A 14,388-nucleotide genomic window follows, 5' to 3' on the forward strand; every position below is an offset into this window, starting at 1 on the left:
GGTCATGGCTTTGAAGACGTTCCTCCCGGTCGCCCTCCCGTCGCTATTGCTCGCCGTTCCGGCCCAAGCCCAGCCTTTCGAAGAGGCACGGCTTTCGGTCGACGAAGGGCTTGTCGATCTTGCGCCCGAACCGCTGCGTCTGGCCTTGCCGGACTATCCCTGGCCGACGCCGTTCATCGAAGTTCCGCCGCCGAGTCTGCCCAAGAACGTCAAGGCGATGATCGAGGCTGCGGTCAGGACCGACGAATCCGAAACGGTCGCGGCCGTCGTGAAGATGGCGATCGAGACGCAGCCTTACGACAAGGACGAGATCAAGGCGATGCACCGCGCCTATCTCGATGACAAGGCAGCGCGCCTTGCTGCCAAGACCGAAGCAGAAACCCGGCGTATCCGCGAATCGGGGGTGCTGGAACTGTGGAAGGGCCAGATCGAACTCGGGGCCTTCCACAGCACGGGCAACACCACGAATTTCGGCTTCACCGGCGCGCTCAAGCTCGACCGCAAGGGGATCGACTGGGAGCACATGATCCTTGCGACGGCCGATTACCAGAAGGATTCCGGCACCGTCACGCGGGAGAAGTACGGGGCCAGTTACCAGCCGCGCTACACCATCAACGATGGTGTCTTCACTTACGGTCGCCTCCAGTATGAAAAGGACGAGATCCAGGGCTATCGCGACCGTTTCTCTTTCTCGGGCGGTTTGGGTTATCGCCTTGTCAAGCGCCGCAACATGACGCTTTCGGTCGAGGCAGGCCCGGCCGTTCGCCGCACGAACTACATCGACGATCCCTCCGAAACGACCTGGTCCGCCCTGACTTCGCTCGATTTCGACTGGAAGCTCAACGGAACGCTTGCACTGAGCCAGGACGCCTCGAGCTACATCGGGTCCGACAACAGCACCTTCACCTCGCTCACCGGGATCGAGGCGGGGATGGCCAAGGGCCTCAAGGCCAAGCTGTCCTATTCCATCGAGCATGAAACCGCGCCGCCGGCCGGTTCGCTCAAGACCGATACGATTTCGCGGTTCTCACTGGTCTACGGCTTCTGACCGGTCTAACGGACGCGGCCATGAACCCGCGTTTCGAATTCTCCATCCACGCCACCGACGGCAAGGCGCGCACCGGCGTCATCAAGATGCGTCGCGGCGAAATCCGCACCCCCGCTTTCATGCCGGTAGGTACTGCCGCAACGGTCAAGGCGATGAAGCCCGAAAGCGTGCGCGCGACCGGCGCCGACATCATCCTGGGCAATACCTACCACCTGATGCTGCGCCCCGGTGCCGAGCGCGTTGCGCGCCTTGGCGGGCTGCACAAGTTCATGAACTGGGATCGCCCGATCCTTACCGACAGCGGCGGCTATCAGGTCATGAGCCTTTCGGACCTGCGCAAGATCACCGAGGAAGGGGTGACTTTTGCCAGCCACCTCGACGGCTCGCGGCACATGCTCAGCCCCGAACGCTCGATGGAGATCCAGCGTCTGCTCGGCTCGGACATCGTCATGTGCTTCGATGAATGCCCGAAGATCGACCAGCCGCGCGACGTCATTGCCCGGTCGATGGAAATGTCGATGCGCTGGGCCAAACGCAGCCGCGACGGATTTGACAGCGGCGGCGAACATGCAGCCAACTCCGCGCTCTTCGGCATCCAGCAGGGCGCACTCGACGAAGGTCTGCGCAAGGCCAGCGCCGATGCTCTCGTCGATATCGGCTTCGATGGCTATGCGATCGGCGGCCTCGCCGTGGGTGAAGGACAGGAAGCGATGTTCGCCACGCTCGAGTTTGCCCCCGGTCAGTTGCCAGTCGACCGTCCGCGCTATCTGATGGGCGTGGGCAAGCCCGACGATCTCGTTGGCGCGGTTGAGCGCGGGGTCGACATGTTCGACTGCGTGCTGCCGACGCGCTCGGGCCGTAATGGGCAGGCCTTCACCTGGAATGGTCCTCTCAACATGCGCAATGCGCGCCATGCCGAAGATAACGGCCCCATCGATGAGCGTTGCAAATGCCCGACCTGCGGCACGTACAGCCGCGCCTATCTCCATCACCTGATCCGTTCGGGCGAAATCCTGGGCGCCATGTTGCTGACCGAGCACAACGTCTCGTTCTACCAGCAGCTCATGCAGGCCATGCGCGATGCCATAGCCGAAAGCCGCTTTGCGGCCTTCGCCGCCGATTTCCGCCGTGATTACCTGAAGAAGTGATCGGCCCCGGTGCAGACCGGGACCGATCTTTCGCATTGGCTTTCGACCGATCCCGAGCAGGTTTCACGGGACAAAGTCGTGCGGCTATGGACAAGCGGCTGCATCACCCGGACATTCCCCTGACCGGCATTTTCCAAGCGAATCGGATTTTCCGGTGCCGGAACAGCAGGACAGGGGGTGTTGTTCATGCCGACCATCGCGATCGTCAGCCAGAAGGGCGGCTCGGGCAAGACGACCATGGCGCTCCATCTGGCCACCAGCGCGGTCTATGCCGGCCGGGAAACCTGCGTCATCGACACGGATCCGCAAGCGACGTCCGCGACCTGGGGAGACTGGCGGGGCGATTTCAAGCCGGAAGTCATGACCTGCCCGCCGGTACGCCTGTTCAGCACGATCGAGAAAGCGCGGCGTGGCGGCGCCGAACTGGTCGTCATCGATACTCCGCCGCACGGAGACACGGCATCGCGTGAAGCGGTGCGCGTGGCCGATCTCGTCCTGATCCCGACCCGCGCCCGTGCCTTCGACCTTCATGCGCTGGAAGCGACGGCGGGGCTGATGACCTTTGCGCGCAAACCGGCCTTCGTCGTATTCAACGCCGTTCCGGCGCGGGCCAGCCGCATGATCGAGGAAGCCACGAAATCGGCCGAGGCGCTGGGTCTGCAGGTCTGCCCCGTCCAGTTCGGCGAAAGGGCTGCCTTCCACCGCTCGTCAGGAACCGGCGAAGTGGCCGGTGAGATCGAGCCGGACGGCAAGGCCGCCTGCGAAGTCGACGCCCTGTGGAAATGGGCGTCGGGCCATATCACTCTGAAATGAAACGCGGCGCTTCTTGCGCCCCTTTCAGGCTGGAGCCTTCTGGAGGTCGGCGGGGTGGCCGGGTTTCGCGCTGCGCGGCTTCATGACCTCGAGCCGGGTGCCGACGTAGGCCACGAAGCGGCCGGTGCGGGAATCGAGAAAGCCGGCCCCGATCTCGCAGGCGAAGCGCTTTGCGGTATCGAGATCGGGGTACCATTTGCCGGTGCGGTGGGGGGTGATGAAACGGTATCGCTGCATGACGATGGTCAAATGCGCGAAGTCTGCTTCAGTTTCCTGACAAGGGCTTCGAATCGTGTATTTTTGAGGGTGTTTGCCCATGCGAAAAGGGCGGCCCCGGAAGGACCGCCCTCTTGCTGAATTCCGTCTCCGGAAAACCGTGACTTAGCGCGAGTAGAACTCGACGACCAGGTTCGGTTCCATCTTCACCGGGTAGGGCACTTCGTCGAGCGTCGGGACGCGAACGAAGGTGACCTTGTCGGTGCCGTCGGCAGCGACGTAGTCGGGAACTTCGCGCTCGGGCAGGCTCTGCGCTTCGATGATAAGCGCCATTTCCTTGGCCTTGTTGCCGAGGCTGATGACGTCGCCGACGCGCACGCGACGCGAGGCGATGTTGCACTTCACGCCGTTGACGCGGATGTGGCCGTGCGAAACGATCTGGCGGGCCGCGAAGATCGTCGGCGCGAACTTGGCGCGGTAGACGATCATGTCGAGGCGCTGCTCGAGCAGGCCGATCAGGTTCTGACCGGTGTCGCCCTTCATCTTGGCGGCTTCCTGGTAGGTGCGCTTGAACTGCTTCTCGGTCACGTCGCCGTAGTAGCCCTTGAGCTTCTGCTTGGCGCGCAGCTGGATGCCGTAGTCCGAAAGCTTGCCCTTGCGGCGCTGGCCGTGCTGGCCCGGGCCGTAGCTGCGGCGGTTAACCGAGCTCTTGGGGCGACCCCAGATGTTCTCGCCCATGCGGCGGTCGAGTTTGTACTTGGCGCTCTTGCGCTTCGACATATGTCGTCTCCGTTCTGCTTGTCGCCAGGCCACCTTGGCCAGCGATCCGTGTTGTCCCGGGGCGCACCAACCAGCCGTACTTCGCTGGTTGCGGCCGCCGCTTCACCGGGGTGCGGGGCCGAATGGACGGATCTGCCGAAACAGGCAGGCGCCATGTGAAGGCGTGGCCCTTACGGGGTTGTCAGGGAATGTCAAGCGCGCTGAGGCATTCGGTCTTGAAACCGGCTCAATCGCGCTTGCGCCGTGCGTCCTCCAGCGTGCTGAGAATGCCGCGCAGGGTGCGCACCTCGAGGTGATTCCAGCCGGGCTTGGTCAGCAGGTTGCGCAAGGTCAGGCGATTGGCCGCCGCGCGCGTCTCGGGCCAGAAGTAGTTCTTCGTCTCCAGGAACCGCTCGAAATGGCCGATCAGCCCTTCCAGTTCGTCTTGCGGGGCAGGGGGGAGCAGTTCTTCGGCGGTCGGCTGCGCAAGATCGGCGCCTTTCGACCATTCGTAGGCGCAAAGGATCACGGCTTGCGCAAGATTGAGCGAGGCGAATTCCGGATTGATCGGCACGGTCAGGATCGCGCGGGCCAGCGCAACGTCTTCGGTTTCCAGGCCAGAGCGTTCCGGTCCGAAGACATAGGCGGAGCGGCCCGGGGCGGTATGGATTTCGCGCGCGGCCTGTTCGGGGGTGACCACCGGCTTGGTGACGCCGCGCTTGCGCACCGTCGTGGCATAGACATTGGCGCAGTCGGCGACCGCTTCGGCCAGCGTCTCATAGACCTGCGCGCCATCGAGCACCTGGTCGGCCCCGGCGGCGGCAGGCCCAGCAGAAGGGTTCGGCCAGCCGTCGCGCGGCGAGACGAGGCGCATTTCGGTAAGTCCGAAGTTCAGCATGGCCCGTGCAGCCTTGCCGATATTCTCGCCCAGTTGCGGGCGCACGAGCACGATGACGGGCTGGGTGTCAGCCATTGGTGGAAGTTCCTTCATCATCGGCAACATCGCGCACGGTTCCGGCGAACTCCTCGAAGTCCCTGGCCTCGTTGAAGGCACGATAGACCGAGGCGAAGCGGATGTAGGCAACCGAGTCGAGCTGGCGCAGTCCGTCCATCACCATTTCGCCGATTTCGCGGGAGGCCACTTCCGCCTCGCCCGCGGTTTCGATCTGGCGTTGGACGCCGGAAACGAGCTGGTCGATCTTCTCGCGGTCGATGCCGCGCTTGCGGCAGGCCAGCGTGACCGACTGCTCGATCTTCGAGCGGTCGAAAGGTTCGCGCCGGGGCTCCTCGTTATCGCCGCCGGTCTTGACCACGGTGATCTCGCGAAGCTGGACGCGTTCGAACGTCGTGAAGCGCGCGCCGCAGCTCGAGCACTGGCGGCGACGGCGGATCGCGGTGTTGTCCTCGGTCGGGCGGCTGTCCTTGACCTGGGAATCGTCGTGGGCGCAGAACGGACAGCGCATTTACGAGGGGGCTTTCCTTGGGAAAAGGCGCGTTCAGTCGGGGCGAACGCGCTTGTAGAACTTGTATCCGGCGCCTGCGGCAAGGCCGAGGCCGATCGATACGAAAGGCAGCATCGCACCTGCAACCGCACCCATCGCCCCCCAGACAAGTACCGGCTTGGTCGAAGGATGGCCAAGGCCATCCTGGAGCATTCCGGCAAGCTCATGGCGCGCATCGCTGACGAAGCTGCCATTGTCCTGGGGGCGACGGGGGTCGGTCATCGTATCAGTCCTCGTAGATCGGGAAGCGGTCACACAAGGCTTCTACGCGCGCGCGGACATTCTGTTCCACTTGCGCGTCACCTTCCTCGCCGCATTTGGCCAGACCGTCGAGTACGTCGGCGACCATGTTGCCGATCTCGCGGAATTCCTCGACCCCGAAGCCGCGGGTGGTGCCGGCAGGCGAACCGACGCGGATGCCGCTGGTCTTCATCGGCGGCAGCGGGTCGAACGGAATGCCGTTCTTGTTGCAGGTGATGCCGGCGCGTTCGAGCGCTTCGTCGGCGTCCTTGCCGGTCACGCCGAGCGGCGAGAGGTCGATCAGGGCGAGGTGTGTGTCGGTGCCGCCCGAGACGATCTCGGCGCCGCGCGCCTTGAGCGTTTCGGCAAGGGCCTTGGCGTTCTCGACCACCTTCTTGCTGTAGTCCTTGAATTCGGGACGCAGGGCTTCACCGAAGGCAACGGCCTTGGCGGCGATGACATGCATCAGCGGACCGCCCTGCAGGCCGGGGAACACGGCCGAGTTGATCTTCTTGGCCAGCGCCTCGTCATTGGTGAGGATCATGCCGCCGCGCGGACCGCGCAGGGTCTTGTGCGTGGTGGTGGTGGCAATGTGCGCGTAGGGGAACGGCGAGGGGTGCACGCCAGCAGCCACGAGGCCGGCGAAGTGCGCCATGTCGACCTGGAACAGCGCGCCCACGCTGTCGGCGATCTCGCGCATGCGCTTGAAGTCGATCACGCGCGGATAGGCCGAGCCGCCTGCGATGATCAGCTTGGGCTGGTGCTCCTTGGCAAGGGCTTCGACCTGGTCGTAGTCGATCAGGTGGGTGTCCTTGGTCACGCCATACTGGACCGCGTTGAACCACTTGCCCGAAAGCGCGGCGCGCGCGCCGTGGGTGAGGTGGCCGCCGGCATCGAGGCTCATGCCCATTACCGTGTCGCCCGGCTTGACCGTCGCGAGCAGGACTGCACCGTTGGCCTGTGCGCCCGAGTGAGGCTGGACGTTGGCGAAACCGCAGTCGAACAGCTGCTTGGCGCGTTCGATGGCCAGCGTTTCGACTTCGTCCGAAGGCTCACAGCCCTGGTAGTAGCGCTTGCCCGGATAGCCTTCGGCGTACTTGTTCGTCAGCACCGAACCCTGCGCTTCGAGCACGGCCTTGGAGACGATGTTCTCCGAGGCGATCAGCTCGATCTGCTTGCGCTCGCGCTTGAGTTCCTTGCCGATGGCCTTGGCGACGGCAGGATCGCTCTGGGCGATCGTGTCGGTGAAGAAGCCGGGGGAACGGATGGCAGTTTCGACGGTCATGTTCGTTGGACCTCTTCGGATCAGCTTGTGGGGTTGGAGAGTTTCTCGACGCGCCCGGCGTGGCGACCACCGCCGAACTCGGTCGAAAGAAATGCATCTAGGCAGGCCTTGGCCATGTCCTCGCCGGTCAGGCGTGCGCCCATGGCGATGACGTTGGCATTGTTGTGCTCACGCGCGAGGGCGGCCGATAGCGGCTCAGAGACAAGTGCGCAGCGGCACGCGGGGTCGCGGTTGACGGCAATCGAGATGCCGATGCCCGAACCGCAAAGCGCGACGCCATATTCGGCGGTGCCGTCGGCAACGACCGAGGCAAGCTTGTAGCCGTAGTCGGGATAGTCGACGCGGTCGGCTGTTTCGGGGCCAAGGTCGGCGACTTCGTGGCCAAGATTGATGAGATACTCGCGCAGCGTCGCCTTGAGGTCGACGGCGGCGTGGTCGGATGCGATAGCGATGCGCATGTTCGTTCCGTGGCAGTTCCGGGAATCGGGTTCGCAACGCGCCTTAGTGCGATACGCCTCGGAAGGCCACCGCAATAAGACCTCGCCGGTGACATGGTGCGTGCGTCAGCAATTGGCAAGAACGGGGCGGGATGAGTACTCCTGCGGATCGGCTCCGGAACTGACGGCAGGTTCGGCGTGTTGGGTATGGGTACTGCAAACCCAGTCCGGAGGATACGACCTTGGCCGACGAAACAATCCCCCCCACGACGACCGATGCCGGCATCCGCGTCCAGAGTGACGAGCATTCCCTGACCGTGGGCCGCGACGGGCCTATCGTTCTCAACGATCATTATCTTCTTGAGCAGATGGCGAATTTCAATCGGGAGCGCATTCCCGAGCGCCAGCCCCATGCCAAGGGCAGCGGTGCCTTCGGGCATTTCGAGGTCACCAACGACGTCTCGCGCTATACCAAGGCGAAAGTCTTCCAGCCCGGCGCGAAGGTGGGGGCCCTGGCCCGTTTTTCGACCGTGGCAGGCGAGCGTGGCAGCCCCGATACCTGGCGCGATCCGCGCGGCTTTGCCGTGAAGTTCTACACCGAGGACGGCAATTTCGACATGGTCGGCAACAACACGCCGATTTTCTTCATTCGCGATCCGATGAAGTTCCAGCACTTCATCCGCAGCCAGAAGCGCCGCGCCGACAATGGCCTTCGCGATCACGACATGCAGTGGGATTTCTGGACCCTGTCGCCGGAGAGCGCCCATCAGGTGACCTACCTGATGGGCGACCGCGGTGTGCCGAAGACGTGGCGGGAGATGAACGGCTATTCCAGCCACACTTACTCCCTGATCAATGCCTCGGGCGAGAAGTTCTGGGTGAAGTTTCACTTCAAGACCGATCTTGGCGACGGCAATGCCTACCTTTCGCAGGCCGAGGCCGACGAGATGGCTGGCAAGGACGGCGACTTCCACCGGCGCGACCTGTTCGATGCGATTGCGCGCGGCGACCATCCGAGCTGGACGCTCTACTGGCAGGTCATGCCGTTCGAGGATGCCAAGACCTATCGTATCAACCCCTTCGATCTCACCAAGGTCTGGCCGCACTCGGACTATCCGCTGATCGAGGTTGGCAAGCTCACGCTCGACCGCAATCCGACCGATTTCCATACCGAGATCGAACAGGCTGCTTTCGAGCCCAGCAACATGGTGCCCGGCATCGGCCTGTCGCCCGACAAGATGCTGCTCGCACGCGGCTTTGCCTATGCCGATGCCCATCGCGCGCGTCTTGGCGTGAACTACAGGCAGATCCCGGTGAACAAGCCGCAATGCCCGGTCTTCAGTTATTCGAAGGACGGTGCCGGACGGACCGAAAACGTGTCCGACCCGGTCTATGCGCCCAACAGCTACGGCGGGCCGGCGGCGCAGCCCGACCTCTCGGGAGAAGCGGGCCTGTGGTACGCCGACGGGGAGATGGTGCGCTCCGCCTATACCCCTCGCGAGGATGACGATGACGTCAGCCAGCCGCGCGCGCTCATCCGAGACGTGATGGACGATGCCGCGCGCGAGAGGCTCGTGACGAACATCGTCGGCCACCTTTGCGATGGCGTATCGGAGAAAATCCTCCGGCGTGCGTTCGATTATTGGAAGGCGATCGACGCGGATACCGGCGAAAGGGTCGAAAAGGGCGTGCGCGCGAAGCTGGGCGGCAAGTCCGAGGCGCCGGGAATGGCTTCGGCCGAAGCGATCGCAGAGCAAGAGCCCGCCGAATAGTCGGCACCCACATCGTCCGGAACAAGGGAAGGCCCCGCTTCGGCGGGGCTTTTTCATTCAGGGCAGCGCATACCCGACAGTCGACTGGGCGACCAGCCGATCCTCGCTGCGCTGCCAGATCCGCACGTCGACGCTGGCCAGGCGCCTGCCCAGCTTGAGGATGCGCGCATCGGCGTAGATTGGTTCGAACTGGCAGGCGCGCAGGAACGAGATCGACAGGGCGTTGGTGACGGCCATCGCCTCGGGCCCGTTGTGCGCGGCGATCACCGCGTAGGCGGCCACGTCGACCAGCGCCATGAGCGAAGGTCCCGAAACGATGTTTCCCGGTCGCCGCATGGACGGATCGGGATCGAGCCGCATGCGCAAGTGGTTGAGCGCGAGGCTTTCGACTTGGCCGAGAAGCGGTCGGGAGCTTTCCGGAAAGGTATCGTCAAGGAACGCTGCAACCTGTGCCTTTGTCAGACGCAGTGTCAGGGCGGATGGGCTGGCAGAGACGGTCATCGGCAAGGGTTAGCGCCAAGCTTGCGCTTCGGCCATATCGCGTCGCACCGCTGCTGCCGGTCTGTCTTGGATGCCGGACAAAGAAAACCCCGCCGAAGCGGGGCTTTCCGTCATTACTGGTCGAGGAACGAGCGCATCTTGCGGCTGCGGCTCGGGTGCTTGAGTTTCCTCAGCGCCTTCGCCTCGATCTGGCGGATGCGTTCGCGGGTAACCGAGAACTGCTGGCCGACTTCTTCCAGCGTGTGATCGGTGTTCATGCCGATGCCGAAGCGCATGCGCAGCACGCGTTCCTCGCGCGGGGTGAGCGAGGCAAGAACACGGGTGACCGTTTCCTTGAGGTTCGCCTGGATCGCAGCGTCGACCGGGATGATCGCGTTCTTGTCCTCGATGAAATCGCCCAGGTGCGAATCTTCCTCGTCGCCGATCGGCGTTTCGAGAGAGATCGGTTCCTTGGCGATCTTCATCACCTTGCGGACCTTCTCGAGCGGCATCGAGAGACGCTCGGCCATTTCTTCCGGCGTCGGCTCGCGGCCCTGCTCGTGGAGGAACTGGCGCGAGGTGCGGACCAGCTTGTTGATCGTTTCGATCATGTGGACCGGGATACGGATCGTGCGGGCCTGGTCGGCGATCGAGCGCGTGATCGCCTGGCGGATCCACCACGTGGCGTAAGTCGAGAACTTGTAGCCGCGGCGGTACTCGAACTTGTCGACCGCCTTCATCAGGCCGATGTTGCCTTCCTGGATGAGGTCGAGGAACTGCAGGCCGCGGTTCGTGTACTTCTTGGCGATGGAAATCACGAGGCGCAGGTTCGCCTCGACCATTTCCTTCTTGGCGATACGCGCCTCGCGCTCACCCTTCTGGACCATGTTGACGATGCGGCGGAATTCGGGGAGCGCCATGCCGGTGGCAGCGGCGATGTCCGAAACTTCCGAACGGATGCGCTCGACCGAATCGGCCTCGTTCTCGGCGAAGGCGGCCCACTTCTTGTCCTTCTTGGACATTTCCGGAAGCCAGGTGTCGTCCAGTTCGCGGCCGACGTAGGTGTTCAGGAAGTCGGCACGCTTGACCTTGTGACGCTCCGCAAGGCGCAGCATCTGGCCGCCCAGCGTCGTCAGGCGACGATTGAAGGCGTAAAGGTTGTCGACCAGGTATTCGATCTTGGTCGCGTGGAACTGTACCGATTCCACTTGCGCGGTCAGCTCCTCGCGCAACTGCTGGTAGTGGTCTTCCTTGGCGGTTGGGAAGTCGATGCCAAGCGCCAGGGCGTCGAGACGCTCCGACTGCAGCTTCTCGAAAGCCTGGAACAGTTCGGTGATTCGCGCGAACTTCTCAAGCGCTTCGGGCTTGAGGGCAGCTTCCATCTGCGCAAGGCTGAGGGTGTTGTCTTCTTCGTCGTCGTCCCGCTGGCGCTCGCTGCGGCCTTCGCCGTCCTCGCCTTCCTCGCCTTCGGCCGACTCTTCTTCCTCGTCGTCGTCTTCCTTGTACGAGGGGCCTGCGGTGGCTTCGCTGATTTCGCCGTCGTCGTCGCTCTCGCCGTCCTCGTTGAGGCTTTCGGGCGCGGGCTCCTTCGAGAGCATGGCGTCGAGATCGAGGATCTCGCGCAGCTGCATTTCACCGTTGTTGAGCGCTTCGGACCACTGGATGATCGCGTGGAAGGTGATCGGGCTTTCGCACAGGCCCAGGATCATCATGTCGCGCCCGGCTTCGATGCGCTTGGCGATCGCGATTTCGCCTTCGCGGCTGAGCAGTTCGACCGCGCCCATCTCGCGCAGGTACATGCGCACCGGGTCGTCGGTGCGCTCGATCGTTTCCTTTTTCTTCGTCTCGGCGACCATCTTGGGTGCCGAATCGTCCGAATCGACTTCGTCGACATCGTTGTCGTTATCGTTGTCGTCGTCGCTCTGGGCGTCTTCGTCGCTCTCGACGATGTTGACGCCCATCTCGGAGATGGCGGCCATGATGTCCTCGATCTGTTCGGAAGACATCTGGTCCTGGGGCAGGGCCTCGTTCAATTCGTCATAGGTGATGACGCCGCGGCGCTTAGCACGCGCGATCAGCTTCTTGATCGAAGCCTCGTTGAGATCGATCAGCGGGGCGTCCGTGCCGTCGTTCTTGTCGCCGCTGTTGTCGTCGTTTCTGCTCATTCCACCGCCGTTAATTCGTGCCGAACACCTACGATTATACAATCAGGAGTCCGCCTGTCTTGTCGCCATTTGCCTGAGGCGACTGTCAAATTCCAGCTTTCTCTTGAGCAGGCGCTGCTGCTCGGCAAAGGCTTCGTCGGACAACTCGCTTTCGAAGCGCGCCGTTGCTTTAGCCAGAGCCGCCTCCAGAACCGGACGCTCTACCAAGAGATCAATGGCCTGGGCCAGATCGGATACCGCCTGCTGTTCGTTTGCTTCTGCATGGAGAAAGCTGAAACGAAGGCCTGAATATTCCGCGATTCCGGGCGGCTGCAAACCATTTTCCGTCAATATGGTGCCAAGCTCGCCGCTTTCAAGCGCGTCTTTGGCGTCGCAGCAATCAAGCAGGGCCTCGAACCGGGGGTCGAGGTCGGGCGTACGGGCCAGGGCTTCGGCGTGGCGGGCCAGCTGCGATGGCCAGCGGATCAGGCCCGCAAGCACGGCAGCAGACAGTGCATCGCGCGCGCCGCCGCCTGCGCCGGCGTCGAAACGGCGCCTGAGCCGTTCAATCGATTCGGGGCTGGATGGGGCCGGGGCCGGGCGCCCGTTCCATTTGCCGCGCGGTCCGCCGCGGTTGAATCCGCCGGCGTTGAGCCCGCCGCCTTTCTGCCCGCCACCCTGCCAGCGATTGTCGCGGCGGGGGAATGCGAATTCGGAATAGCGGTCGAGCAATTCGCGCCGATACAGGCTGGCGATGTCGGGGTGCTGGATCGCGTCGACATGCTCGATCAGGCGTGCCTTCAGGCCCGCCTTGTCCTCCGGGGTCACCAGAGGATGCGAATCGCGCTCGAATTCCCAGAGCACTTCGACGAGACTGCGGGCGCTGTCGAGAATCTCTTCCAGCGCCTTCACCCCACGGGCCTTGATCAGGTCGTCAGGGTCGAGACCCTCGGGAAGCCGCACGATGCGCAGGGAATGGGCAGGACGCAGCAGGGGCAGGGCGCGCGAAATCGCTCGCATGGCCGCACGCTGGCCTGCGGTGTCCCCGTCGAAGCACAGGATCGGGGTCTCAACCTGCCGCCACAGCATTTCGATCTGGTGTTCGGTGAGCGCCGTGCCGAGCGGGGCGACGCATTCGCCGATGCCCGCGGCTGCCAGGGCGATGACGTCCATGTAACCTTCGACCACGATCATCCTGCCGCTCTGGCGTGCGGCAGGGGCGGCGCGGTGCAGGTTGTAGAGCGTGCGGCCCTTGTCGAAGAGCGGTGTGTCGGGAGAATTGAGGTACTTGGGGGCGTCCGTCTTCTCCTTGGTGAGAATGCGTCCGCCAAAGGCGATGACCCGGCCGCGCGCGTCCTCGATAGGAAGCATCAGGCGCCCGCGGAAGCGATCGTAGGGATCGCGGTTCTCCACGGCGATGCGCAGGCCCGCCTCGATCAGCATGGGCTCGGGGAACTTGCCGAGCGCCTCCTTCATCGCCTGCCGCCCCTCGGGGGCATAGCCGAAGCCGAAGCGGGCGACGGTGTGGGCGTCGAACCCGCGCGTGGCGAGGTACGTGCGGGCTTCCCCGCCCTGTGGGGAGGACAGGTTCTGCACGAACCAGTCCTGAGCTGCATGCATCACGTCATGAAGCGTGTCGCGCTTTTCAGCCGCCTTGGCGGCGCGCGGATCGGGGGCTGGCACGTCCATGCCCGCTTCGGCTGCGAGTTCCTTCACGGCATCCATGAAGGCGAGGCCCTGATGGTCGGTCATCCAGCGAATCGCATCGCCATGCGCACCGCAGCCGAAGCAGTGATAGAAGCCCTTTTCATCGTTGACGGTGAAGCTGGGCGACTTCTCGTTATGGAACGGGCAGCACGCCTTGTGCTCGCGGCCTGCCTTCTGCAGGCGCACGGAACGGCCGATCAACGCCGAGAGCGTCGTCCGGGACCTGAGCTGGTCGAGCCATTGCGGTGTGAGCACGGAGCGTGCCGCCGTTTCCTGTGAAGACCGTCAGCTCAGCGCCGCCTTCACCCAGCCGCTGGCCTTGCCCATGTCGAGCTGGTTGCCGTGGCGCGCCTTCAGTTCGGCCATGACCTTGCCCATGTCCTTCATGCCTGCCGCTCCGGTTTCGGCCTTGATCGATTCGATCGCGGCCTTCGTTTCTTCTTCCGACATCTGGGCGGGAAGGAACTCTTCGATCACGACCATTTCGGCACGTTCGTCGGCGGCGCGTTCGGGGCGGCCACCTTCCTCGAAGAGCTGAATCGATTCGCGGCGCTGCTTCACCATTTTCTGCAGCACCTCGATCACGAGGTCGTCGTCGTCCGGTTTCTTGTCGACGGTGCGAAGCTCGATGTCGCGGTCCTTGATCTTGGCAAGGATGAGTCGCACGGCGGCAAGGCGCGGCTTGTCGCCGGCTTTCATCGCGGAAATCTGCGCGGCCTTGATCGAATCACGAAGCATTGTTTTTCTTTTGTCCTGAGGTTGGCGATTAGTTTCGCGTATAAAACTAGCAAGACGCGCGGCAATTTGCACCCGCTGCCTTGACGCGCTGCACAAGCG

Annotated in this window: 15 protein-coding genes; 4 read left to right on the plus strand and 11 right to left on the minus strand. The window is 63.6% G+C overall.

All coding sequences use genetic code 11. The features are described 5' to 3' along the window. Positions 1–4: 4 nt before the first annotated feature. The 3 genes from B5483_RS03305 to B5483_RS03315 all read left to right on the plus strand — a co-directional run bounded on the left by B5483_RS03305 (position 5) and on the right by B5483_RS03315 (position 3,009). A complete protein-coding gene (locus tag B5483_RS03305) occupies positions 5–1,048 on the plus strand; it encodes a DUF481 domain-containing protein (RefSeq protein WP_054946203.1) in 1,044 nt (347 codons plus the stop codon). A gap of 20 nt (positions 1,049–1,068) precedes the next feature. Continuing rightward, entirely contained in the window at positions 1,069–2,196 is a 1,128-nt protein-coding gene (tgt, locus tag B5483_RS03310; RefSeq protein WP_079729454.1) for a tRNA guanosine(34) transglycosylase Tgt, read from the plus strand. Between the two features lie 186 nt (positions 2,197–2,382). Continuing rightward, positions 2,383–3,009 carry a ParA family protein gene (locus B5483_RS03315; protein ID WP_079729455.1) on the plus strand — a complete coding sequence of 209 codons (627 nt, stop codon included), beginning with the start codon at positions 2,383–2,385 and terminating at the stop codon, positions 3,007–3,009. 24 nt (positions 3,010–3,033) lie between these two features. Here the strand turns inward: B5483_RS03315 and B5483_RS03320 are convergent, their stop codons facing one another. The 7 genes from B5483_RS03320 to rpiB form a co-directional block, all read right to left on the minus strand. Continuing rightward, complete coding sequence (locus B5483_RS03320; protein ID WP_054946205.1) at positions 3,034–3,246, minus strand: hypothetical protein; 213 nt, start codon at positions 3,244–3,246, stop codon at positions 3,034–3,036. Between the two features lie 144 nt (positions 3,247–3,390). Further along, positions 3,391–4,005, minus strand: coding sequence for a 30S ribosomal protein S4 (gene rpsD / locus B5483_RS03325; RefSeq protein WP_054946206.1), 615 nt, complete (start codon positions 4,003–4,005; stop codon positions 3,391–3,393). 226 nt (positions 4,006–4,231) lie between these two features. After that, complete coding sequence (locus B5483_RS03330) at positions 4,232–4,957, minus strand: RNA methyltransferase (protein ID WP_054946207.1); 726 nt, start codon at positions 4,955–4,957, stop codon at positions 4,232–4,234. After that, entirely contained in the window at positions 4,950–5,447 is a 498-nt protein-coding gene (gene nrdR / locus B5483_RS03335) for a transcriptional regulator NrdR (RefSeq protein WP_054946208.1), read from the minus strand. The genes B5483_RS03330 and nrdR overlap by 8 nt, the downstream gene beginning before the upstream one ends. A gap of 33 nt (positions 5,448–5,480) precedes the next feature. After that, a complete protein-coding gene (locus tag B5483_RS03340) occupies positions 5,481–5,708 on the minus strand; it encodes a hypothetical protein (protein ID WP_054946209.1) in 228 nt (75 codons plus the stop codon). Positions 5,709–5,712: 4 nt separating this feature from the next. Beyond that, positions 5,713–7,011, minus strand: a complete 1,299-nt coding sequence (gene glyA, locus B5483_RS03345; protein ID WP_054946210.1) for a serine hydroxymethyltransferase — start codon at positions 7,009–7,011, stop codon at positions 5,713–5,715. 20 nt (positions 7,012–7,031) lie between these two features. Further along, positions 7,032–7,469, minus strand: a complete 438-nt coding sequence (rpiB, locus tag B5483_RS03350) for a ribose 5-phosphate isomerase B (RefSeq protein ID WP_054946211.1) — start codon at positions 7,467–7,469, stop codon at positions 7,032–7,034. Positions 7,470–7,690: 221 nt separating this feature from the next. Between rpiB and B5483_RS03355 the strand changes: the two genes are divergently transcribed. Next, complete coding sequence (locus tag B5483_RS03355) at positions 7,691–9,220, plus strand: catalase (protein WP_079729456.1); 1,530 nt, start codon at positions 7,691–7,693, stop codon at positions 9,218–9,220. A 57-nt stretch (positions 9,221–9,277) separates the two neighbouring features. Here B5483_RS03355 and B5483_RS03360 read toward each other — a convergent pair whose 3' ends face one another. The 4 genes from B5483_RS03360 to B5483_RS03375 all read right to left on the minus strand — a co-directional run bounded on the left by B5483_RS03360 (position 9,278) and on the right by B5483_RS03375 (position 14,289). Next, the gene (locus B5483_RS03360) at positions 9,278–9,721 is read right to left on the minus strand and encodes a PaaI family thioesterase (protein WP_054946212.1); all 444 of its coding nucleotides are present in this window, start codon (positions 9,719–9,721) and stop codon (positions 9,278–9,280) included. Between the two features lie 113 nt (positions 9,722–9,834). After that, entirely contained in the window at positions 9,835–11,865 is a 2,031-nt protein-coding gene (gene rpoD / locus B5483_RS03365) for an RNA polymerase sigma factor RpoD (RefSeq protein WP_054946213.1), read from the minus strand. A 42-nt stretch (positions 11,866–11,907) separates the two neighbouring features. Then, the gene (gene dnaG / locus B5483_RS03370; protein WP_079729457.1) at positions 11,908–13,806 is read right to left on the minus strand and encodes a DNA primase; all 1,899 of its coding nucleotides are present in this window, start codon (positions 13,804–13,806) and stop codon (positions 11,908–11,910) included. 30 nt (positions 13,807–13,836) lie between these two features. Beyond that, positions 13,837–14,289, minus strand: coding sequence for a GatB/YqeY domain-containing protein (locus B5483_RS03375; protein WP_054946215.1), 453 nt, complete (start codon positions 14,287–14,289; stop codon positions 13,837–13,839). Between the last annotated feature and the right edge of the window lie 99 nt (positions 14,290–14,388).

Origin of the sequence: Novosphingobium mathurense, assembly GCF_900168325.1 — a bacterium.
In the GTDB taxonomy this organism is placed as follows: Bacteria; Pseudomonadota; Alphaproteobacteria; order Sphingomonadales; family Sphingomonadaceae; genus Novosphingobium; species Novosphingobium mathurense.